2 protein-coding genes are annotated in these 25,308 nt (G+C 74.1%); both read right to left on the reverse strand.

From position 1 onward, the window contains the following. Positions 1–88: 88 nt before the first annotated feature. Positions 89–11,329: an amino acid adenylation domain-containing protein gene (locus ACZ4Z4_RS06655; RefSeq protein ID WP_468323129.1), complete on the reverse strand. Its 11,241-nt coding sequence runs from the start codon at positions 11,327–11,329 to the stop codon at positions 89–91. After that, positions 11,326–25,287, reverse strand: a complete 13,962-nt coding sequence (locus ACZ4Z4_RS06660; protein ID WP_468323131.1) for an amino acid adenylation domain-containing protein — start codon at positions 25,285–25,287, stop codon at positions 11,326–11,328. Before ACZ4Z4_RS06660 ends, ACZ4Z4_RS06655 begins: the two co-directional genes overlap by 4 nt. Positions 25,288–25,308: the final 21 nt, after the last annotated feature.

Consider the following 25,308-nt stretch of genomic DNA (forward strand, 5'->3'; position numbering starts at 1 on the left):
TTTCGCCCTGTGAAATCCGTGGCGATTTCCGGTTCCCGGAGCGCTGCGGTCCCGACCGGGAATTTGTTCCTCCTCACTCCTTCCGGAGTCACTCCTTTTCGTTGTCGGCCGCGGCCCTGAGCTTGTCCGCGACGACTCCTCCGATCCGTGCCGAAGGCGCGGGTTGCAGCATGGTGTAGTGGCTGGCGGCGATTTCGTGGGACTCGATGTCGCCGCCGATGTACGGCCGCCAGCTCTCGCCGGAGACGGCTGCCGGGGTGTCCGCGGGCCGGTCCTCGGCCGCGACGAAGAGCAGCAGGTCGCCCTCGAAGCGGCGGGGCGTGTGGTGCGGGGTGAGCCGTCCCACGTTGTCGATGACCTGGCGCATGTTCGCCCGGAGTCCTTCGTCCATGTCCTGGCCGATGTTCTCGTCGGGCGGCAGCCCGAGGTCGCTCGCCCTGGGCGTGGACGTGTCGTCCTGTCCGGCCTCGGGTTCGACGTTGCTGTACTGGGCTCCGCCGAACCCCTCGGGGTAGCCGTCGATCACCGCGAGGAGTTCGACCCGTTCGCCCTGCTCCTCCAGGTGGGTGGCGACCGCCTGGGCGATGAGGCCGCCGAGGGACCAGCCGAGCAGGTGGTAGGGGCCGGTGGGCTGGACGGTCCTGATCCGCTCCGCGTAGTCGGCCGCCATCTCCGCGAGGCTCCGCGGCAGCGGTTCCGGTACGGCGAGTCCGCGGGCCTGCACGCCGTACACGGGCCGGTCCTGCGGCAGGTGCCGCAGCAGGGCGGCGTACGCCCAGCTCAGTCCGGTACCGGTGTGCATGCAGAACAGCGGCGGCAGGCTGCCCTTGGGGCGCAGCGGCAGCAGCATCTCCAGGTCGCCGTGGTCGCCGCCCGCGCGCCGCCCGGCGGTGCGGGCTTCTTCGCGGCCCTTGCCGCGGAGCGCGAGGAGGCCGTCGGCGGTCCGCCTGGCGCGTTCGCCCGTGCGCAGCATCCGTTCGCCCCCGGTCCCGAACGGGCAGGCGACGAACCGTGCACCGGTCTGCCCCGGCGCGTCGGCGTAGCCGCGGGCGAGGGACGAGCCGGCGACGTACAGGTCTCCCGTGGCGCCCGGCGGGACCGGTCGCAGGAAGTCGTCGAGGACGAGGGCGCGGGTGTTGGGCACGGGCCGCCCGGCGGGCGCGAGGTCGGGCGGGTTCTCGCCCGGCCCGGTCCGGTGGCCGAGCCAGGGGCCACCGGTCTCCGCGGCGCCGTGGGCGCTGACGAGGGTGGTGCCGGGGTGGTCCGCGAGCCAGGCCCGGGTGTCGTCGACGGCCGCGGGGCCGCCGGTGTCGACCACGGTCACCTCCGCGAACGGCGCCTCACCGGCCGCCCTGTCCGGCGCGGTCGCCAGCAACTCCCGCGCGGTGACGAGGTGTTGTGCCCCGCCGGGACCCGCGGTCGGCGCGGCGTCCGCGCCGGGGATGCCGAGGCGTACGCCGCCGCCCGCGCACAGGGCGGAGAGCAGCGGTGTCAGCAGTGCGGACACCGGGGCCCGTACGTCGAGGAGTGTCACCCCGTGGTGTGCGGGGGCGGCGTGCTGGTGGTGCACCGCGTGGTCGACGAGGGTGCGGTGCTCGACGACGGCGGCCGCGACGGTCCCGTCGGCGCTGTCCGCCGCCGTGGCGCCGAGCACGAGTGCCGCCTGCCGGGGCAGGGGCGGCGCCAGTGGTGAACCGGCCGGTGCGGGTGCGCCGTTGGTGGCGGCGAGCCGCGGGTCGTCGAGCAGCAGGACGGGCACCGTCACGCCGTCGCCGAGCAGCGGCGCCATGGCCGTCGCGCAGACCAGGGCGGCGGGGGTGACCTGCCGCAGGCAGGAGGCGACGTCCTCCATGGGCCGGTTCGGGTCGGCGATCAGGCAGGCGGCACCGGACCTGAGCACGCCGAGCAGCGCGACGACGAGGCCGGTGGTGGGCGGCAGCGCGAGGACCACCACGTCCTCGGCGCCGATGCCCCGCTCGGTGAGGCGCCGGGCGAGCCGGCCGGACGCGTCGTCCAGCGCGCCGTGCGTGAGCAGCCCGTCGTGGTCCATGACGGCGACGGCGTCGGGAGCCAGCGCCGCCTGCTCGGCGAGCAGTTCGACGACGGTTCCGTCCGGGACCCGCGCCGCCGTGGCGTCGTGGGTCTCCAGCACCTGGCGGCGCTCCGCCTCGTCCAAGAGGAGGTCCACCTGGCTCAGCCGCAGTTCGGGGTCGTCCGCGACCTGCCGGAGGACGCGGGTGAGCCGCTGGGCGAGTGCGGTGGCGGTGGTCCGGTCGAACAGTTCGGCGGCGTAGCGGATCGTGCCGTCGACGCCGTTCGGGCCGCTGTCGGAGCCGTGCCGTTCGGTGAGACCGACCACGAGGTCGGCCTCGGCCGCCGGTGTCCCCACGGGCAGACGGGTGGTGCGCAGGCCCGGCAGCTCCGGCGACTCCCACATCTCGGCGGAGTCGCCGAGGATTTCGAGCACCGCCTGGAAGACGGGGTGATGGCCCGCGGCGGGCAGCGACAGCGCGTCCACGAGCCGGCCGAAGGGCACGTCGGGGTTCTGGACCGCGCGCTGGTAGGTGTCGCGTGCGCGCCGCAGCAGTTCGCGGTACGTGGGGTCGCCGGAGGTGTCCGTGCGCAGGGCCAGCGGATCGGCGAACGGGCCGACGAGGCCGTCCAGGTCGCCTTCCTCGTCCCGGCGCGGCAGCACCGTGCCCAGCGTGACGTCGGTGCCGGCGCCGAGCCCGGTGAGGAGCAGTGCGAGCGCGGCCTGCACGACCATGAAGAACGTCGCGCCGTCGGCCTCGGCGATCTCGGTGAGCCGGATGTGCGTGGCGCTGTCGAGGGCCAGCGGCACCTCGTCGGCGCGGTGGGACGGCTGGGGCGGCCGCGGCCTGTCGGCCGGCAGCTCCAGTTCGGCGGCGGCGTCCGCCAGGGCCTTCTTCCAGTAGGCGAACTGCTCGCCGATCAGACTGTCGCGGTCCTCCTCGTCCCGGAGCATCTCCTGCTCCCAGAGCGCGTAGTCGGCGAACTGGAGCGGCAGCGGGGCGCGTTCGGGCGTGCGGCCCTCCCTGCGTGCGCCGTACGCGGCCGCCAGGTCGCGGACCAGGACGATCAGCGACGCGTCGTCCGTGGCGATGCGGTGCACGACGAGGAGCAGCACGTGGTCGGTCTCGGCGAGCGCGAACAGCCGCGCCGTCCAGGGGGTTTCCCGGGCGAGGTCGAACTCGTGCGCGGCGTGGTCGGCGAGGAGACCCGGCAGGTCGTCCTCGGTCGCGGAGGTGACGGGCAGGGCGGGCCGGGCGGCTTCGGCGGCCAGGACCCTCTGGTGCACCCCTTCGTCGCCGCTTCCGGCGAACGTCGTCCGCAGGATGTCGTGGCGTGCCGCGACGTCTCCCAGCGCGGCCTCCAGGGCCTCCCGGTCGAGCCTGCCGCCCAGGCGCAGCGCGATCGAGGTCCGCTGTGCGGCGGAGCCGGGGTTGGCCTCGGCGAGCCGCCAGGTGCGCAGCTGCCCCGCGGTGACGGGGATCTCGTCGGGGTGGTCGACCGGCCGCAGCTCCGGCAGCTCCTTCGACGTCAGCATCCGGGCCACGCCCAGCGGAGTGGACTCGCCGAAGAACCGCCGCATGCTCAGTTCGAGGCCGAGCTCCTCGCGGATCCGCGCGGAGAGGCGCATCGCGAGGCCCGAGTCGCCGCCGAGGTCGAAGAAGTTGTTGTCGACGCCGACCCGCTCCAGGCCGAGGACTTCGGCGAACAGCGCGCACAGGGTCGCTTCGAGCTCGGTCTCCGGCTCCCGGCCCGAGATGCGTCCCGCGAAGTCGGGCCGGGGCAGCGCCGCGCGGTCGACCTTGCCGTTACTGGTGAGCGGCAGCGTCTCCAGGACCACCACGGAGGCGGGCCGCATGTACTCGGGCAGCTCCTTCGCCAGGTGGTCGTGGACGGACTGGATCTCCAGATCCTCGGACTCCGGCACGACGTAGCCGACGAGGCGTTTGTCGCCGGGGCGGTCCTCGCGGGCGATCACCGCGGCCTGCCGTACGCCGGGGTGTGCCGCGAGCGCCGCCTCGACCTCGCCCGGCTCGACGCGGAAGCCGCGGACCTTCACCTGCTCGTCGGCCCGGCCGACGAACGACAGCTGTCCGTCGGCGGTCCAGCGGGCGAGGTCACCGGTGCGGTACATCCGGCCGCCGTCCCCGAAGGGGCACGCCACGAAGCGTTCCGCCGTCAGGTCGGGCCGTCCCACGTAGCCGCGGGCCACGCCCGGCCCCGCGACGTACAGCTCGCCCGTCGCCCCGGCCGGGACGGGGTGCAGGAAGCCGTCAAGGACGTACGTCCGTACGTTGTCCAGCGGACGCCCGATGGCGGGGGGCTTGTCCTGCGGCCTGATGTTCTCGTCGACGGGTCCTGCGGTCGCCATGACGGTGGCTTCGGTGGGGCCGTAGGTGTTCCACACGCGCGCCTGCGTCGTCCAGCGGGCGGCGAGGCCGGCGGTCATCAGCTCGGCGCCGAGTACCCAGTTCCGCACTCCGGGGACGGAGGCGGGGTCGAGCATCGTGAGCAGGGAGGGCACGACGCTGGCCGTGCTCACCCCGGCCGACTCGACCATGTCCGCCAGCGCCGAAGGCTCCGCGCGCTCCTCGGACGAGGCGATCGCCAACGTGCCGCCGCCGGCCAGCGTCACCGCCACGTCCAGCACCGCCGCGTCGAAGCTGAACGACGCGAACTGGAGGACCGTGGTGCCCTCGGCCACGCCGAGGACCGGACGCATCGCCGCCGCCAGGTTCGCCACGCCACCGTGCGCCACCGCGACGCCCTTGGGGCGGCCCGTGGAGCCCGACGTGTAGATCACGTAGGCGAGTCGGTCCGGTCCGGTGGGCGTGCTCAGCGGTTCGGCGGACTCGGCCGCCAGGGCCTGCGCGGTGTCCGCCGCGTCCAGCGGTACGGCCCGTGCGTTGCCGAGCGTCACCTCGGCCAGGCTCTCCGCGACGCCCAGCACGACGGCCGCACCACTGTCGGCCACCATGAACGACAACCGGTCCACCGGGTATTCGGGGTCCAGCGGAACGAACGCGCCACCCGCCTTCCACACCGCGAGCTCCGCCACCACCATGTCGACCCCGCGCGGCAGACACAGCCCCACACGCGACTCAGCACCGACCCCGAGCCCGATCAGGTACCGCGCCAGACGGTTCGCCCGCGCCTCCAACTCCCCGTACGACAAGGCGTCCCCGCCGCACCGCACCGCCAACGCCTCCGGCGAGCGCACCGCGTGCGCGGCGAACAGTTCGGGGACGGAGGTGTCCGGGTGGGAGACGTCCGTGGTGTTCCAGGTCTCCAGGACACGGGTGCGTTCCGCGGCGTCGGAGAGCTGGAGCCTGCCGACGGGTGCCTGCGGGTCGGCGGCCATCTGTCGCAGGGCGCGCAGCAGCCGGTCGAGGAGGGCTCGGGCGGCCTCCTCGTCGAAGGCGTCCGGTCGGTGGGTGAGCCGCATCCGCAGCCCGTTGAGGGGGTCGACCACCAGGCCGAGCGGGTAGTTGATGGACTCGCGCATGCCGGCCTCGGTGAGCTCCACTCCGGCCGGGCCCGGCTCGCGGGTGCTCCCGTCGTCCTCCGTCGACGCGTCCATCCCGGTGGGGAAGCTCTCGAACGCCATGAGGGTGTCGAACGTCGCTCCGCGCCCGGCCACGCGCTGGATGTCGCCCAGGCTCAGGTACTGGTGGTCCATCAGGGCGGACTGCCGGTTCTGTACGTCCGTGAGGACGTCGGCGACGGTCGTCGCCGGGTCGAACCGCACGCGTACGGGGACGGTGTTGATGAACAGCCCGAGCATGTTCTCCATGCCGGGCAGGTCCGCGGGCCTCCCGGCCACGGAGGCGCCGAACACCACGTCCTGGCGCCCCGCCAGCTGGCCGACGACCAGCGCCCACGCGGTCTGCACGACCGTGTTCAGGGTGACGCCGCGGGCGCGGGCCAGCTCGCCGAGCGCACGGTCGAGGACGGGGCCCGCCACGGCGAAGACCTCGCCGGACGTCGCGTTCGGGTCCGTCCCCGCGACCGCGCCCGGCGCCATGGGGACGACCTGTGTCGGCTCGTCCGTGCCTGCCAGCTCCGCCCGCCAGGCCTCCTGGGCCGCTTCCTTGTCCTGCTCCGCCAGCCAGGCGAGGTAGGCGCGGTAGGGCGTCACGGGCGGGAGGCCCGCCGCGGTGCCGCCGGCTTCGTAGCACGCCCACAGCTCGCGCCGCAGGACCGGCAACGACCAGCCATCGAGGACGATGTGATGGAGCGTCACCATCATGCGGTAGCGGTCCTCACCGATCCGGGCGAGGAGCACCTTCACGAGGGGCGGCTTGGCCAGGTCGAAGCCCTTGGCCCGCTCCTCCTTGCCGATCCGCTCGGACTCCTCCCACGCCGCGTCCTCGTCGAGCCCGCAGAGGTCCTCCTCGCGCCACGGCAGCGTCGCGCGGTCGGCGACGACCTGCACGGACTGACCGGATCCCGCCACCTGGCGGAAGCCCACGCGCAGGCTGGCGTGCCGGTCGAGGAGCGCCTGCCAGGATGCGCGCAGGCGTGCCGTGTCGAGCGGCCCTTCGAGGCCGACGATCATCTGCTCGACGTACACGTCGGTGCTCTGCCGGTCGAACAGGGCGTGGAAGAGGAGGCCTTCCTGCAACGGTGAGAGCGGCCAGATGTCCACCAGGTCCGGGGCTGCCGTCTCCAGCTTCTCGATCTGTGCCTGGTCGAGGGTGACCAGCGGGAAGTCGGAGGGGGTGTGGCCGCCCGCGGTGGGTTCGTCGACGTGCGCGGCCAGGCCGGTCAGCATCGCCGCCCAGGCGTCGACCAGCGCCCGTGCCGCCGTCTCGTCGAGCAGCCGCCGCGGCCAGGCCAGGCTCAGCGTGAGCCGCGGCCCGCCGGCGGCGTCGTGGACCACGCCGGTGACCTCCAGCGGATGCGCCACGGGGAACCGGCCGCCCGCGGGGTCGCCCGCCGGTGCCTGCCCGGTGTCGTCCGGCGCGCCGCCGGGGATCCGGCCGAGGTAGGTGAAGCCGATCCGGGCGGTGGGCAGGGCCGCGAGCCCGGCGGCGGTCTCCGCGTTGAGCCGGCGCAGCAGGCCGTGGCCGAGCCCGTCGCCGGGCACCGCGCGCAGTTGTTCCTTGACGCGTTTCACGGCGTCGCCCGCGGCCGGGCCGCCGTCGCGGAGGTCTTCGAGGTCGTCGGCGTCGGTGAGGCCGGCGTCGATGCGGACCGGGTGGGTGCCGGTGAACCAGCCGATGGTGCGCGAGAGGTCCATGGTGTCGGTCAGGGTTTCGCGGCCGTGGCCCTCCACGTCCACGAGGAACCCGCCATCCGGCGTGCCGCCGTCGCACCACTCGGCGACGGCGGCGGCGAGCCCGGTCAGGAGCACGTCGTCGACGCCCGCGTGGAACGCCTCGGGTACGCCGGTCAGGAGCGCCGACGTGACGTCGGCGGAGACGGTCACCGACACCCGCCGCACGGTGTCGGCGAGGTCGAGGGCCGGGTCCATGGGCAGGGCGGTGAGCTGCGGATCGGGCCCCTGGAGCAGCTCGGTCCACGCGTCGAGCTCCGCGGCGCGTGCGGCGTCCGTCGCCTGTGCCGCAAGGGTGCGCGCCCAGTGCCGGAACGAGGTGGGCACCGGCGCCGGTTCGGGCGTGCGGCCCGCGACCGTCGCGGCGCACGCCTCCTCCAGGTCGGGCAGCAGGATCCGCCAGGACACGGCGTCCATCACGAGGTGGTTGACGACCAGGACGAGGCGTCCCGCGGTGTCCGGGCCCAGGTCGAGCCAGACCACCTGCACCATGACGCCGGCCCGCGGGTCGAGCCGCTCCACGGCGGCCCGGGTCTCCTCGGCGATCGTCCGCGGCAGGTCGTCGGGGTCCGTACCGGTCGCGTCGAAGCGGCGGACGAACGATCCGGCGGGCACGGTGCCGGGCGCGGACACCACGAGGCGGCGCTCCGGTCCGGTCTCCAGGCGGGCCCGCAGCGCGTCGTGGTGGTCGACCAGCGCCCGGACCGCGTCGGCCAGGGTTTCGGTGCGCAGGCCCGCGGGGGCCTCGACCACGGCGGACTGGACGACGCGGCCCACCGCGTCGACGCCGACCCGGTCGAGCAGTTCGTGCATCACCGGCGTGAGCGGCACCTCGCCGATGCCGGAGTCGCCGCCGTCGCCGTCGCTGCCGGCGCCGGCGGACGGTACGGCGACCAGTGCCAGGGCCGCCGGGGTGCGGTGCTCGAAGACCTGCCGGGCGATGATCGCGAGGCCCGCGCGCCGGGCGCCGGACACCAGCATCATCGACGAGATCGAGTCGCCGCCGAGCGCGAAGAACGAGTCCTCGGCACCGGCCCGTTCGACGCCGAGCACCTCGGCGAACAGGTCGCACAGGACGGCCTCGACGGGCGTCCGCGGGTCGCGGCCGCCGGGCACGGCGAGTTCGGGGGCGGGCAGCGCGGAGCGGTCGAGCTTTCCGCTGACGGTGAGGGGCAGTGCGTCGAGGACGACCACCGTGGCCGGGACCATGTACTCGGGGAGCCGGGTGGCGGCGAAGGCGCGCAGGGCCTCGGTGTCGACGGCGGGACCCTGCCCCTGCCCGGGGTGTGGGGCGTCCGCCGCCGGGACGACGTACGCCACGAGGCGTTTGTCGCCCGGCAGATCCTCGCGGGCGATCACCGCCGCCTCGCGCACGGCCGCGTGGCCGGCGAGGACGGCCTCGACCTCGCCCGGCTCGATGCGGAAGCCGCGCAGCTTCACCTGCTCGTCCGCGCGCCCGGCGAACGACAGCTGTCCGTCGGCGGTCCAGCGGGCCAGGTCCCCGGTGCGGTACATGCGCCCCGCGTCCCCGAAGGGGCAGGCCACGAAGCGTTCCGCCGTGAGGTCGGGCCGCCCCACGTAGCCGCGCGCGACGCCCGGCCCAGCGACGTACAGCTCACCGGTCACGCCCGGGGGCACCGGACGCAGGAACCCGTCGAGGACGTAGGTCCGCATGTTGCCCAGCGGGCGGCCGATGGCCGGTGGGGCGTCCACCGGTTTGATGCCCTCGTCGACCCGCCCGACGGTCGCCATCACGGTGGCCTCGGTGGGCCCGTAGGTGTTCCACACCCGGGCCCGCGCCGTCCACCGGCTCGCGAGGTCGGCGGTCAGCCACTCGCCGCCGAGGACCCAGTTCCGTACGCCGGGGACCGTGTCGGGGTCCAGGGCGCGCAGCACCGAAGGCACGACGCTGGCGGCCTCGACACCGGCCGTGCGGATCATGTCCGCCAGCGCGGCGGGCTCGGTGCGCTGCTCCGCGGAGGCGATGGCGAGCGTGCCGCCGGCCGCCAGGGTGACGGCGACGTCCAGGACCGCTCCGTCGAAGCTGAAGGACGCGAACTGGAGCATCACGACGCCGTCGCGCAGGTCCAGCGCGGGCCGCATCGCCTCGGCGAGGTTCAGCACGCCGCGGTGGGCGAGGGCGACGCCCTTGGGGCGGCCCGTCGAGCCGGACGTGTAGATGACGTAGGCGAGTTGGTCGGTGGCGACCGGGGCGCCCAGCGGGGTCGCGGGCTCCGCCGCGATGGTCCGCGCGGTCTCCGGCTCGTCGACGAGGACGACCCGGGCGGCGCCGACGGGTACTCCGGCGACGGCGGCGCCGGTGGCCAGGACGACGTCGGTGCCGCTGTCGGCGATCATGTAGCCGAGCCGGTCGGCGGGGTGGTCGGGGTCGAGCGGTACGAAGGCGCCGCCCGCCTTCCACACCGCGAGCTCCGCCACGATCATGTCGGTGCCGCGCGGCAGGCAGAGGCCCACGCGGTGTTCACGGCCGACGCCGAGCCGGGTCAGGTGCCGGGCGAGCCGGTTCGCCCGCTCCTCCACCTCGCGGTAGGTGAGGGCGTCTTCGCCGCACCGCACGGCTGCCGCGTCCGGTGCCCGGCGGGCGTGCCCCTCGAACGCCTCTATGACCGAGCCCGCCGACAGGGGGCGGCCGGTCGCGTTCCACTCCTCGACCACCGAGGTCCGCTCGGCCTGTTCCAGTACGTCGATGTCGCCGACGCGGACGGACGGGTCGGCCACGACCTGCTCAAGGACGCGTACGAACCGCTGGACGACGGACTCGGCGGCGGCCCGGTCGAACAGGTCGGGCCGGTGGTCCAGCTTGAAGCGCATGCGGTCGCCGCCCGGCACGGCGACCAGGGTGAGCGGATAGTGCGAGGCGTCGCGGGACGCCCCCGACGGCCTGATGGTCACGGTGTCCGGGCCGGGTTCGGGTCCCGCGGGCGGCAGCGGGTAGTTCTCGTACAGGACGAGCGTGTCGAAGACCGCGGCGGGCCCGACGAGCTTCTGGACCTCGGCGAGTCCGACGTGCTGGTGGGCGATCAGCCCGGACTGGGCCTCTTGCAGGCCCGCCAGGAGTTCGGCCACGGGCTGTGCCCCGTCGAGGCGTACGCGTACGGGAAGCGTGTTGATGAACAGGCCGACCATCGACTCCACGCCCGGCAGCTCCGCGGGGCGGCCCGCGACGGTCGCGCCGAAGACGACGTCGGTGCGCCCGGCGAGACGGGCCAGGACCAGCGCCCACGCGCCCTGCACGACGGTGTTGACGGTCAGGCCGCGACCACGCGCCAACTCGACGAGTCCGGCGGTGAGTTCCCGCGGGAGGTCGGTGAGGACGTGGTCGGGCAGGACCGGGGCGCGGCCCGGGTCCGCCGGCGCGACGAGCGTCGATCCGTCGGCGCCCGCGAACTCGGCCCGCCAGGCGGCGTGGGCCGCGTCCTTGTCCTGGCGGGCCAGCCACGCCACGTACTCGCCGTAGGGTGCCACGCGCCCGAGGACGGAGGCGTCGCCGTCGGCCTCGTACACCTGCGAGAGCTCGTTCAGGAGGACGGGCATCGACCAGCCGTCGAGCAGGATGTGATGGAGCGTCACGACGAGGCGGTGCCGTCGGTCGCCGAGCCGTACGAGCAGGAGCCGAAGGAGCGGCGGGACGGCGAGGTCGAACCGCTGGGCGCGTTCGCGGGCCGCGAGGCGGTCGATCTCGGCGAGGGCCTCGGGCTCCACGAGCCCGCTGACGTCCGCCTCGTGCCAGGGCAGCGCGACCTCGCGGGGGATGACCTGCACCATCCGGGCGCCGGTCACCGGGCGGAAGCAGGCCCGCAGCGCGGCGTGCCGGGCCAGCAGCGCCTCCCACGACACCCGCAGCCGATCCGTGTCCACGGGCCCGTCGATGTCCAGCGCCGACTGCACGGTGTAGACGTCCGGGCCCTGGTCGTCGTAGGAGGCGTGGAAGAGCATCCCCTCCTGCAACGGCGAGAGGGGCCACACGTCCTCGACGAGGGATCGGGGTCGGGTCGTCATCGGTCTGTCTCCTCATAACGGCTGGTGGCTGTGGGCCATGGCTTCTCGCCGGCGAATCCGGCTTCGAGTTCCTCGATCTGGTGTTGTGCGAGGTTGAGGAGGTGGAAGTCGGATGGTGTGTGTCCGCCTGCCGTGGGGTCGGCGGTGTGGTCCGCGAGGCCGGCCAGCATCGCCAGCCAGGCCCGGCCGAGCTGTTCGGCGTCGGCCTCCTCCAGCAGCCGGCTCGCCCAGCTCAGCGTGATGGTCAGTGCGGGTCCGTCGGCGGTGTCCCTGACCACGGCGCTCGCGTCCAGTACGTGGGTGGCGGGCATGTCCGGGTCCACCGAGCCGCCGATCGCGGTCTCACCGGCCATCTCCCACGGCCCCGGCTCGCCCGCGGCGCGGCCGCCGCCCGCGGCGAACCGGCCCAGGTAGTTGAAGCCGATCTGCGCGGCCGGCGCGGCCTCGAACACGGGGCGTGTCGCGGGGTTGAGCCGGCGCAGCAGTTCATGGCCGAGTCCGTCGCCGGGCACCGCCCTGGCCTGCTCCTTCACGGCCTTCACCAACGTACCGGCAGGGGGCCCGCCGGCCCTAGCGGCGTCCAGGTCGGCGCCGGTCACCTCAAGTCGCACCGGGTGCACTCCGGTGAACCAGCCCACCGTGCGCAACAGGTCGACGTCGCCGAGGGGCCGGCGGCCGTGGCTCTCGATGTCGACGAGGAGGCCGGACGCGGTCTCCGGCCGCCACTGCCCGACCGCGCCCGCGAGGGTCGCGAGGAGCACGTCGTCGACGCCGCAGTGGAAGGCGGTGGGCGTGCGGCCCACGAGGGTGGCCGCGTGCTCGGCGGGCACGGTCCACGAGCGGTGGCGCAGGGTGCGCACGGTGTCGACGGCCGGGTCCAACGCCCGGGTGGCGACGGCTTGTTCGTCCTTGCCCAGCAGGGCGAGCCAGTCGTCCGTCTCCGCGACCCGCCGTTCGTCGACGGCCTCCGCGGCCAGCAGCTCCGCCCAGCGGCGGAACGACGTGCCGACGGGTTCGAGGCGGGGGGCGCGGCCCGCGGCCGCCGCCTCGCACGCGGCGCGCAGGTCGGGCACGAGGACGCGCCACGACACGCCGTCGACGACGAGGTGGTGCACGACCAGCACGATGCGGCCGGTGCGGCCGGGGCCCACGTCGACCCACACGGCCCGGGCCAACAGCCCGGCGGCCGGGTCGAGTTGTCCCGCCGCTTCCGCCGCGGCCCGGCCCGCGACCTCGTCCAGGGCGTCGGCGGTGACGGTCGTCGCGTCGACGCGGGCCACGAGGGCCGCCGCGTCGACCGAGCCCCGCTCCCCGACGAGCAGCTTCGGCTCGCCGGGCACGGTCCGGGCGCGCAGCATGTCGTGCGTGTCCAGGACGGCGGCGAGGCCTGCCGAGAGGACGTCGAGGCCGAGCGCGGCCGGGGCGCCGACGACCACCCACTGCGCGAACGCGGGCCTCGTCGCCCGTTCGCCCAGGGCGTGCATCACGGGGGTCCAGGGCACCTCTCCGACGCCGATGTCGTCGGGTGCGGCCTCCGGTTCGGCGGCCACCGCCACCTGCGCGAGGCGCTCGGGGGTCTTCTCGTCGAACACCTGCCGCGAGGTGAGCGTCAGCCCTGCCCGGCGCGCCCGTGACGCGAGCTGCATCGACATGATCGAGTCGCCGCCGAGCTCGAAGAAGCTGTCGTCGACGCCGACCCGGTCCAGGCCGAGCACCTCGGCGAACAGGTCGCACAGGGTCCGCTCGGCCGCCGTCCGCGGCGCGCGGCCGGTGACCCGCCCGGCGAAGTCGGGGGCGGGCAGGGCGGCCCGGTCCACCTTCCCGTTGGGGGTGAGGGGCAGCCGCTCCAGGGGGACGAAGGCGGTCGGCACCATGTAGTCGGGCAGGCGCTCGCGTACGTACGCGGGGAGCCCTGGTAGCTCGGGGAGCCCGGCCGGGCCGGGCGGCCCGGGTGGCCCGGGTGGCTGCTCGCCGTCGGTGACCACGTACGCCACCAGGCGGTGCGCGTCGTCGGGACCGTCGCGGCGCGCGACGACCGCGGCCTGCTCGACGTCCGGGTGCGCGGCAAGGACCGCCTCGATCTCGCCCGGCTCGATCCGGTGGCCGCGGATCTTGATCTGGTCGTCGGCGCGGCCCACGAAGCGCAGTTCGCCCCGGTCGGTCCACCGGGCCAGGTCACCCGTGCGGTACATGCGCTCCCCCGCGCCGAACGGGCAGGCCACGAACCGCGTGGCCGACAGTCCCGCGCGCGCCAGGTAGCCGCGGGCGAGCCCCGCGCCGGTCACGTACAGCTCGCCGGTCACTCCCGGCGGTACTGGCAGCAGGAACTCGTCCAGGACGAAGACCTGTACGCCGGTCATCGGGCGCCCGAGGGGGACGGTGTCACGGCCGGACGTCAGCGGTTCGCTCATCGCCGCGCAGACCGTGGTCTCGGTCGGCCCGTACGCGTTGACCATGCGCCGGCCCGGCGACCACCGGTCCACCAGGGCCGGCGGGCACGCCTCCCCCGCCACCACCAGCGTCTCCAGCTCGTCCGGCAGGGCGTCCTCGGCCGCCAGTACGCTCGGCGGCACCGTCACATGCGTCGCGCGCGTCTTCCGGAGGGCCGCGTCCAGCGACACGCGCGGCGGCAGCTCGTCCGCCTCCGCGACGACCAGCGTCCCGCCCGAGAGCAGCGCCATGCACAGCTCCGAGACGGCGGCGTCGAAGCTGAGCGACGCGAATTGCAGCACGCGCGAGTCGGCCCGTACGCCGAAGCGGTCGATCTGGGCCCGCGCGAGGTTCTCAAGGCCGGTGTGGGTGACGACGACGCCCTTGGGCGTGCCGGTGGAGCCGGAGGTGTAGATGACGTACGCGGCGTGGGCGGCCGTCAGCGGCACCGACCGCTCCGCGTCCCGCACCGGCCCACCCGGAAGCCGCCCGACCTCACCCGCCACCACCGGGTCGTCCACCACCACGACCCGCCCCGCGAACGCGTCGGGCACCACACCCCGCGAAGCCGTCGTACACACCACCACCGACGGGCCCGCGTCACCCAGCACAAACGCGACCCGCTCCGCCGGATATCCCGCATCCACCGGGACGGACACACCACCCGCCGCCGACACGGCAAGCAGCGACACCAGCAGCTCCACCGACCGCTCACCCACCACGGCCACCCGCACCTCCGGCCCCACCCCGGCGCCGATCAGATACCGGGCAAGACGGCTCACCCGGCCGCCCAACTCGCCGTATGTGAACCGCTGTTCGCCCGACACCAGCGCCACCGCCTCCGGCGATGCCGCCACCTGCCGGCCGAAGAGCTCCGGGAGCGGCGCCGGGGCCGCCGACGCTCCTGTGGTGTTCCACTGGCGCAGGACCCGGTCGCGTACGTCGGTGTCGGCGACGTCGACCCGGCCCACGGGCACCGACGGATCCGCGACCAGCTGCTCAAGGATGCGCACCAGCGAGGCGACCATGCGCTCGGCGCGGGCGCGGTCGCAGACGTCCGGCCGGAAGACGAAGTCGCCCTGCATGCGTTCGCCCGGTGAGACGACGAAGGTCAGCGGGTAGTGGCCCATGTCCTGCGGCATGCCCGCGGGGCGGATGGCGAGGGCCTCGGGGGACGTGTCACGTGCGGGCGGGTGGGGGTAGTTCTCGTAGACGACGAGCGTGTCGAAGTCCGCGCCGGGACCGGCCAGTTGGCGTATTTCGGAGAGACCCACGTGCTGGTGGGCCATGAGGGCTACCTGGCGTTCCTGGAGCCCGGCCAGCAGCTCGGCGGCCGGCTGCCGGGCGTCGAGGCGGACGCGCACCGGGAGGGTGTTGATGAAGAGGCCGATCGCCGTTTCCGCGCCCGGCAGCTCGGGGGGCCGCCCCGCCACGGTGGCGCCGAACACCACGTCGGTCCGCCCGGCGAGGCGGGCGAGCAGCAGCGCCCACGCGCCCTGCACCAGCGTGTTCACCGTCAGTCCGCGGTCGCGGGCCAGTGCGGCGACGCCCCGCGACAGCTCGGCGGGGAACGCGAAGCGCACCCGGTCGGGCACGACGGGCACCCGCACCGAGTCGGCGGGCACGACGAGCGTCGGCTCGTCGAGGCCCGCGAGTTCCGTGCGCCAGGCCTGCCGCGCCTGCTCCTTGTCCTGCCGGTCGAGCCATGCCAGGTACTCGCGGTACGACGTCACCGCCGACAGGTCCCGTTCGTCGCCGCCCGCCGCCAGGGCCTCGTACGCGGCGGACAGGTCGCCGATCAGGACGGGCAGGGACCAGCCGTCCATGATGATGTGGTGGCTGGTGATGACGAGGTGGTGCCGGTTCTCGCCGAGGCGGATCAGGAGCAGCCGCATCAGCGGCGCCTTGGTGACATCGATCCGTTCCGCGCGTTCGCTTGCGGCGAGGCGCTCGGTCTCGGACTCCGCCTCGCCCTCCGTGAGGCCCGTCAAGTCGGCCTCGCGCCACGGCAGTTCGACGTTCCGCGCCACGACCTGCGCCGCCTCGCCCGAGGCCAGGCGGTGGAAGCTCGCGCGCAGAGTCGGATGCCGGCGCAGCAGGGCCCGCCACGCGTCGCGCAGCCGGTCCGGGTCCAGGGGGCCGTCGAGCCGGAGGGCCCGCTGGCCTTCGTAGACGTCGGGGCCGTCCTCGTCGTAGGTGGCGTGGAACAGCATGCCTTCCTGAAGAGGCGACAGCGGCCATACGTCGGCGAGTCCCGGCACGGCGGCAGCCAGGTCCTCCACGTCGCCCTGCGTCAGGGCGGCGCCCATGAGGGGGAAGTCGGAGGGTGTGTGCCCGCCCGCCGCGGGGTCGGCGGTGGTGTGTGCGGCCAGCCCGTCGAGCATCGCCACCCAGGTTTGGCCGAGCCGCTCGGCCTCCGCCTCCGGCACCAGTTCGCCCGCCCAGCTCAGCGTGAGCGTCAGCTCCGGCCCTTCCTGGGTGTCGCGCACCGCGGCCCCGGCGTCCACGGCGTGGTGCAGGGGCATGTCGGGGGCGACGGTGCCGCCGATCGCGGTCTCGCCGAGCAACTGCCAGGCGGTGGGCGCGGCCGTCGCCGCGGACGCCCGCGCCGAGAAGCGGCCCATGTAGTTGAAGCCGATCTCGGGGGCGGGGCGGTCGCGCAGCAGGGGTGCTGTTTCCGGGTTGAGGTGGCGCAGCAGTTCGTAGCCGAGTCCGTCGCCCGGGACGGCGCGCAGCTGCTCCTTGACCGTCTTCAGCAGCGTCCCGGCCGCGGGCCCGCCCTCGATGACCTGGTCCAGTGCGATACCGGCCGTGTCCGTCCGCACCGGGTGCCCGCTGGTGAACCAGCCCACCGTGCGCGACAGATCCACGTCGCCGACCGGTTCGCGCCCGTGGCCCTCGACGTCGATGAGGAGGCCGGACGCCGCCGTCTGCGGCGAGCAGTGCGCGACGGCACCCGTCAGTGCCGCAAGCAGGACGTCGTCGACGCCGCAGTGGAAGGTGGCCGCCGTACGGCCCAGCAGCACGTCGGCCTGTTCCGGCGGCACCACCCAGGTGTGGCGGCGCGCGGTCCGGGCGGTGTCGACGCCGAGGTCCAACGCGCGCCGCCCGATGGGGCGTTGCTGGTCGCCGAGCAGGGTCAGCCAGTCCTCCAGCTCCGCGGTGCGGCTCTCGTCGGCCGCTTGCGCGGTCAGCAGCTCCGCCCAGCGGCGGAACGACGTGCCGACCGGGTCGAGCCGGGGCGTCCGCCCGTCGGCCGCCGCCTCGCACGCGGCCCGCAGGTCCGGGACCAGGACGCGCCAGGAGACGCCGTCCGTCACCAAGTGGTGTGCCGCGAGTATCAGTTGACCGTCCTGTTCGGGGCCGGCGTCGACCCATACCGCCCGCAGCATCACGCCCGCCGCCGGATCGAGTCGGCCCGCCGCCGACCGGGCCAGCTCGCCCAGGTCCGGGCGGTCCGCACCGGTGTCCGACGCGTCCACGCGGACGATCAGGTTCTCGGCGTCCGGTGATCCCGGCTCGCCGACGATGAGTTTCGGCTCGCCCGGGACGGTGCGGGCCCGCAGCATGTCGTGCGTGTCGAGTACGGCGGTCAGGCCCGCCGCGAGGACGTCCCGGCGCAGCCCGGCCGGGGTGGCCAGCACCACCCACTGCGCGAATTCCGCGTCGGTGACGCGGTCGCCCAGCGCCCGCATGACGGGTGTCCAGGGCACCTCGCCCACGCCGACGTCGGCGGCCGCGACCTCGCGGGACGCCGTCTCCACGACGAGCGCCAGCCGTTCCGGCGTCTTCTCCTCGAACACCTGGCGGGGCGTGAGGACCAGGCCCGCCTGACGGGCCCGCGATGCCAGCTGCATGGAGCTGATCGAGTCGCCGCCGAGCTCGAAGAACCCGTCCTCGACCCCGACCCGCTCCAACCCCAGCACCTCGGCGAACAGGTCGCACAGGACCCGCTCCACCTCCGTGCCCGGCTCACGCCCCGACACCCGCTCACCGAAGTCCGGGGCGGGCAGAGCCGCCCGGTCCACCTTCCCGTTCACCGTCAACGGCAAAGCGTCCAGAACCACCACCGCCACCGGCACCATGTACTCCGGCAACACCCCACCCACGTACGCCCGCAGCTGCTCGGGGTCGACGTCCTCGTGGCTGTGCGGCGCGACGTAACCGACAAGGCGCTTCTCCCCGGGGCGGTCCTCGCGCGCCACCACCGCGGCCTGACCGACCGACTCGTGTCCGGCGAGTACGGCCTCGACCTCGCCCGGCTCCACCCGGAACCCCCGGACCTTCACCTGCGCGTCCGCGCGCCCCACGAACAGCAGCTCCCCCTCGGCGGACCAGCGCACCAGGTCGCCGGTCCGGTACATCCGCCCGCCGCCCTCACCGCCGAAGGGGCACGCCACGAAGCGCTCCGCCGTCACCCCGGACCGGTTCAGGTAGCCGCGCGCGAGGCCGGGCCCCGCGACGTACAGCTCGCCGACGGTCCAAGGGGCGACCGGCTTCAGGAAGTCGTCGAGAGCGTAGGCACGGGTGTTGACCAAGGGGCGGCCGACCGGCACGGGGTCCTCCCCCGCCGCGGGTCGCAAGGGTTCACTCATCGCCGCGCAGACGGTCACCTCGGTGGGTCCGTACGCGTTGACCAGGCGCCGGTCGGACCAGCGCCGCGCGAGCCAGGAAGGGCACTCCTCGCCCGCCACCACCAGTGTCTCCACGGTGTCCGGCAGGGCGTCCACGGTCCCTAGGACCGACGGGGGCACGGTCATGTGGGTGACACCGAACTCGGCGGCCACCTCCTCCAGCCTGCCGTGCGGCGGCAGCCTGTCGCCGTCGGCCACGACCAGGGCCGCGCCGGACAGCAGGGCCATGCACAGTTCGGAGACGGCAGCGTCGAAGCTCCACGAGGCCAGTTGCAGGACACGGGAGTCCGGCCGTACGGCGAAACGTTCGATCTGGCCGGTGGCGAGGTTGCCGATGCCGCCGTGCGTGACGACCACACCCTTGGGCACGCCCGTCGAACCGGACGTGTAGATCACGTACGCCGGGTCCTCCGCGCGGCATGCGGGCCGCGCCGGCCGGGTCGCGCTCCGGGTGAGCGCGGAGACGGACACCGGGGTGTCCAGCACCCAGCGGGTGGTGCCCGCGGGGATCACCGGCTCGGTCGTGGTCGTGCACACGACCAACGCGGGGTCCGCGTCGGCGAGCACGTGCGCGATCCGCTCCACCGGGTACGCGGGATCGACCGGTACGAACGCCGCCCCCGCCCGGACCACGCCCAGCAGCACCGCGACCACGTCCACGGAACGCTCCATGACCACGCCGACCAGGTGCCCCCGGCGCACGCCGCGCGTCATCAGCTCATCGGCCACGCGGTCGGCTGCCCGGCCGAGTTCCGTGTAGGTCCACTCCCGTTCGGCGCCGATCACAGCCGGCGCGTCCGGGGAGCGGCGCACCTGCTCGTCGAAGAGCGCGCCCAGCGTCCCTGCGCGGACCGGGCCCGCCGTGTCGTTCCACCGCTCCACGACCGAGGTGCGCTCGGCCGTCTCCAGTACGTCGATGTCGCTCACCCGCAGCGCCGGGTCGGCCGCGAGCTGTTCGAGCACCCGCAGGAGCTGCCGGCCCACCTGGAGGGCCCGCCGCCCGTCGAACACGTCCGGCCGGTACGTCACCCTGACCTCGATGCGGTCGTCCGGGACGACGCCGATGGCCAGCGGGTAGTGGGTGCCCGCCTGACTGCTGAGCTGGGTGAGGGTGACCGGTGTGGGGGCGGTGGCGGTGGAGTCGGTTCGGGTGGTGGTGCCGGTGTCCACGGTGGTTTGGGTGTCGGTGAGCCGCGTGGTGTTCCGTGGGTAGTTCTCGACCATCAGCATCGTGTCGAAGACCGCGCCGGACCCGCCGAGCGCCTGAATCTCGGCGAGGCCTGTGTGCTGGTGGGGAAGTAACGCGGCTTGTCGCTCCTGGAGTGCGGTGAGCATCTCCGCGACGGGCTGCGCGCCGTCGAGACGTACGCGTACCGGCAAGGTGTTGATGAACAGACCGATCATCGACTCGATGCCCGGGATCTCCGGCGGCCGTCCCGCGACCGTCGTACCGAACACGACGTCCGTACGCCGCGCGAGGCGGGCGAGTACCAGCGCCCACGCGCCCTGCACGACGGTGTTGACGGTCAGCCCCTGGGTACGGGCCCATGCGGTGACGGCCCGCGTCGCCTCCGTGGACAGCCGCACCGAGCGTTCCTCGGACAGGACGAGGCCGCCGCCGAGGTCGGCGGGTGCCACGAGCGTCGGCTCGTCGGCCCCGGCGAGCTCCGCCCGCCAGGCGGCCCGCGCGGCCTCCTTGTCCTGGCGTCCCAGCCAGGACAGGTAGTCCCCGTACGAGACCGGCCGGGGTGCCGGTGTGCCGGTCGCTTGGGCAGTGCCGAGCGCGGTGGCCGCCGCGTAGGTCGCGGAGACCTCGTTGAGCATGACCGGCGTCGACCATCCGTCGGCCACGATGTGGTGGCTGGTGACGACGAGCCGGTGCTGGTCCGCACCCAGGCGGATCAGCAGCAGGCGCAGCAGCGGCGCGACCGTCAGATCCAGCCGTTCCGCCGCCTCGTTCTCGACGAGCCGGTCCGCTTCGGCGAGGGCGTCTTCGCGGGAGAGCCCCGCCAAGTCGACGACTCGCCAGGGCAGTTCGACGCTCCGGGCCACTGCCTGCACGGCCTCACCCGAAGCGAGACGGTGGAAGCCGGCGCGCAGCGCGTCGTGCCGGGCGACCAGTGCTTCCCACGCCGTCCGCAGCCGCCGGGTGTCCAGCGGGCCGTCGATGGCGAGCACACGCTGACTCTGGTACGCGTCGGGGCCTTCACGGTCGTACGTGGCGTGGAACAGCATGCCTGCCTGCAACGGCGACAGGGGCCAGACGTCGGCCAGGCCCGGCACCGCCGCCTCCACCCTGTCGACGTCGGCCTGCGTCAGGGCGGCGCCGAGGAGAGGGAAGTCGGAGGGTGTGTGCCCGCCCGCCGCGGCGTCGGCGGTGGTGTGCGCGGCCAGTCCGGCGAGCATCGCCACCCAGGTACGGCCGAACTGCTCGGCCTCGTCCTGCGTCAGCACTCCGCCCGGCCAGCTGAGGCGGATCTCCAGCGCGGGCCCGTCGGCCGTGTCGTGAACGGACGCGTTCGCCTCCAGGGCGTGCGGCAGGGGCAGGTCCGGGGCGACGGTGCCGCCGATGGGGGTCGTGCCCGACAACTGCCAGGGGCCGGTGTCACCTTGCTGTGCGTCGGCGGTGAAGCGGCCCATGTAGTTGAAGCCGATTTCGGGGGCGGGGCGGGCGCGCAGCAGGGGTGCTGTTTCCGGGTTGAGGTGGCGGAGCAGTTCGTAGCCGAGTCCGTCGCCCGGGACGGCGCGCAGCTGCTCCTTGACCCTTTTCAGCAGCGCCCCGGCCGCGGGCCCGCCCGCCAGGACCTGGGCCAGGTCGATCCCGCTCGGGTCCGTCCGTACCGGGTGCGCGCTGGTGAACCAGCCCACCGTGCGGGACAGATCCACGTCGCCGATCGGCTCGCGCCCGTGGCCCTCGACGTCGATGAGGAGGCCGGACGCCGCCGTCTGCGGCGAGCAGTGTGCGACGGCGGCCGTCAGCGCCGCGAGGAGGACGTCGTCGACGCCGCAGTGGAAGGCGGCCGATGCCGGGCCCAGCAAGGCTGCGGTCTGCTCCGGCGGCACCACCCAGATCTGCTGGCGCAGGGTTCCGGCGGTGTCGACGGCGGGGTCGACCGCCCGTTGCCCGATAGGCCGTTGGGCCTCGCCCAGCAGGGCCAGCCACTCCTCCAGCTCCGCGGTGCGGCTCTCGTCGGCCGCTTGTGCGGTCAGCAGCTCCGCCCAGCGGCGGAACGACGTGCCGACCGGCTCCAGCTTCGGTGCACGCCCCTCGGCCGCCGCCTCGCACGCGGCCCGCAGGTCCGGGACCAGGACACGCCATGACACACCATCCACCACCAAGTGGTGTGCTACGAGCACGAGTTGACCGGCTCGATCGGGTCCCGCGTCCACCCAGACGGCCCGCACCATCACCCCGGACGCCGGATCCAGCCGCCCCGCCGCCTCCTGCGCGGCCCGCCCCGCGGCCTCCTCCAACGCGTCCGGGGTGACACCCGTCGCGTCGACACGAGAGATCAGAGACCCGGCATCGACCGACCCCGGCTCACCCACGATCAGCTTCGCCTCACCGGAGACGGTCCGGGCCCGCAGCATGTCGTGCGTATCGAAGACGGCGGCGAGGCCCGCTGAGAGAACATCCAGGCCCAGTCCGGCCGGGACCCCCAGCACCACCCACTGCGCGAAGCCCGGCCGTGCGGCCCGCTCACCCAGCGCCCGCATGACCGGCGTCCACGGAACCGGACCGGTACCGACGTCGGCAGGCCGCACCTCACGCCCGGCCACCGCCCCCACGACCAGCGCCAGCCGTTCCGGGCTCTTCTCCGTGAAGACTTGGCGGGGCGTGATGACGAGCCCGGCGCGGCGGGCCCGGGACGCCAGCTGCATGGAGCTGATCGAGTCGCCGCCGAGCTCGAAGAACCCGTCCTCGACCCCGACCCGCTCCAACCCCAGCACCTCGGCGAACAGGTCGCACAGGACCCGCTCCACCTCCGTGCCCGGCTCACGCCCCGACACGCGTTCCGCGAAGTCCGGGGCGGGCAGAGCCGCCCGGTCCACCTTCCCGTTCACCGTCAACGGCAAAGCGTCCAGAACCACCACCGCCACCGGCACCATGTACTCCGGCAACACCCCACCCACATACGCCCGCAGCTGCTCGGGATCGGCATCCCTCTGCCCATCGGGCACGACGTAACCGACCAGGCGCTTCTCGCCGCCCGGGGTGTCCCGGCGGGCCACGACCACCGCCTGGCCCACGGTCTCGTGACCCGCCAGGGCCGACTCGACTTCCCCGAGCTCCACCCGGAACCCTCGGATCTTGACCTGCGCGTCCGCGCGCCCCACGAACAACAGCTCACCCTCGGCCGACCAGCGCACGAGGTCGCCGGTCCGGTACATCCGCCCGCCGCCCTCACCGCCGAAGGGGCACGCCACAAAGCGTTCCGCCGTCAGGGCCGGCCGCCGCAGGTAGCCGCGAGCCAGGCCGGACCCGGCGATGTAGAGCTCGCCGATGACGCCGGGCGGTACCGGACGCAGGAAGGCGTCGAGCACGTACGTGTGGCGATTGGTGAGCGGTCGGCCGATCGGCAGGACGGGCCGGTCGGGCGCGCCGACGGGCAGGACATGCCATGTCGCGCAGAGGGTGATCTCAGTCGGGCCATACAAGTGCCGTACCGCCACCTCCGGGCAGGCCTCACGCACCCGCGCCACCGCACCGACCGGCACCACATCACCACCGGTCAACACCTCACCCAACCCGGCAAAGCACTCCGGGGACTCCTCCGCCAGCACCCGGAACATCCCCGCCGTCACATGCAGCACCGACACGCCATCCGCCACTGCCGCACGAATCCGGCCCGCGTCCACGACACCCGGCTCCGCGACCACCACACGGCCGCCCGCAGCCAGCGGCACCCACACCTCGAACAACGACACATCAAAGGCATGCGGCGCATGCATCAACACCGCATCCCCAGGCCCCACCGACCAGCCCGAATCCGCCACCAGCCCGGTGACACTGCCGTGGGGCACCGCCACGCCCTTCGGCACCCCCGACGACCCCGACGTATACATCACATACGCCACGTCATCCGCACCGACGCCCACCACAGAGCGGCCAGCCGGGCATTCGGCGACAGCCGCACGAACCCCCGGATCGTCCACCACCACCAACCGCGCCCCGGCACCCGCAGGAAGCAGCTCTCGATACACCTCCGTGCACACGACCACCACCGGCGCCGAGTCCTCCAGCAGGAACGCCACCCGCTCCGCCGGATACTCCACATCCACCGGCACATACGCCGCCCCCACACGCCACACCGCCAGCAGAGCGACCACCAGGTCGACCGACCGCTCCATCACCACCGCGACACGATCACCACGCCCCACACCCACATCCGCCAAGTACGACGCCAGACGGCCCGCCGCCACGTCCAACTGGGCATAGGTAGCGGCCCGTTCGCCGTCGACGACCGCTACCGTGCCCGGAGCGTGTGCCACCTGCCGGGCGATCAGTTCGGGGACCGTTCCCAACGGTGCCGGTCGTCGTGTCGCGTTCCACCCCTCCACCACCAGCGACCGTTCCGCCGCGCCCGTGACGTCGACGCGTCCCACCGGCAGCGACGGATCGGCCACCAGTTGTTCGAGGACCCGCGTGAGCCGGTCGACGACCGACTGGGCAGCGGCACGGTCGAACAGGTCGGGGCGGTAGTCGAGCTTGAAGCCCATCCGGTCGGCCTCGGGCGCCACGACCAGCGTGAGCGGATAGTGCGCCGCCTCCTCGCCGCCGAGGAACCGGATGGCGAAGGTGCCGGGGGCGGGCTCCTCCTCCGGGGGGCGTGGGTAGTTCTCGTACACGACCATCGTGTCGAAGACCGCTCCGGGGCCCGCGAGCCGCTGGATCTCGGGCAGCCCGAGGTGCTGGTGGGCCATGAGGCCGGCCTGGCGCTCCTGGAGGGCGGTGAGCAGTTCCGCGACGGGCTGCGCGCCGTCGAGACGTACGCGGACCGGGAGGGTGTTGATGAACAGGCCGATCATCGATTCCACGCCCGGGAGTTCGGCCGGGCGACCGGCCGCCGTGGCGCCGAAGACGACGTCGGTACGGCCGGCGAGACGGGCCAGGACCAGCGCCCACGCTCCCTGGATCACCGTGTTCACCGTGACTCCGACGGCGCGGGCGGCCTGCGCGAGGCCGCGTGTCAGCTCCTCGGAGACGTGGGTGATCAGGCTCTCGGGGGGCACGGGCGTCCGGCCCGGGTCCGCCGGTGCCACCAGCGTCGGCTCGTCGGCTCCGGCCAGCTCCGCCCGCCAGGCGGCCCGCGCGGCGTCCTTGTCCTGCCGGTTCAGCCAGGCGAGGTATTCGCGGTAGGACGTCGTGCGGGGCAGGCCGCGGGTGTGGCCGCCCGCCTCGTACACGGCGGGCAGTTCGTTGAAGAGGACCGCCATGGACCAGCCGTCCATGACGACGTGGTGGCTGGTGACGACGAGGCGGTGCCGTTCCTCGCCGATGCGGACCAGGAGGATGCGCAGCAGCGGGGCGTTCGCCGGGTCGAAGCGTTGCGTCCGCTCCCGGGCCGCGAGCCGCTCGGTCTCGGCGAGTGCGGCGTCCTCCGGGAGGCCGGACGCGTCCACCATGTCCCACGGCAGTACGGCCTCGCGCGCGATGACCTGCACCGCCTCCCCGGACTTGCGGCCCCGGAAGCTCGCCCGCAGCGCACCGTGCCTGGCCAGGAGCGCCTGCCACGAGTCGCGCAGCCGTGCCACGTCCAGAGGCCCGACCAGCTCCAGCATGCGCTGCCCCTGGTAGACGTCCGGGCCCTGGCCGTCGAAGGCGGCGTGGAACAGCAGCCCCTCCTGCAACGGCGACAGCGGCCAGACATCCTCGACAAGGGATCGGGTCATCGTCTCTGTCTCCTCATGGCG

The organism is Streptomyces sp. NPDC030245, assembly GCF_055572995.1.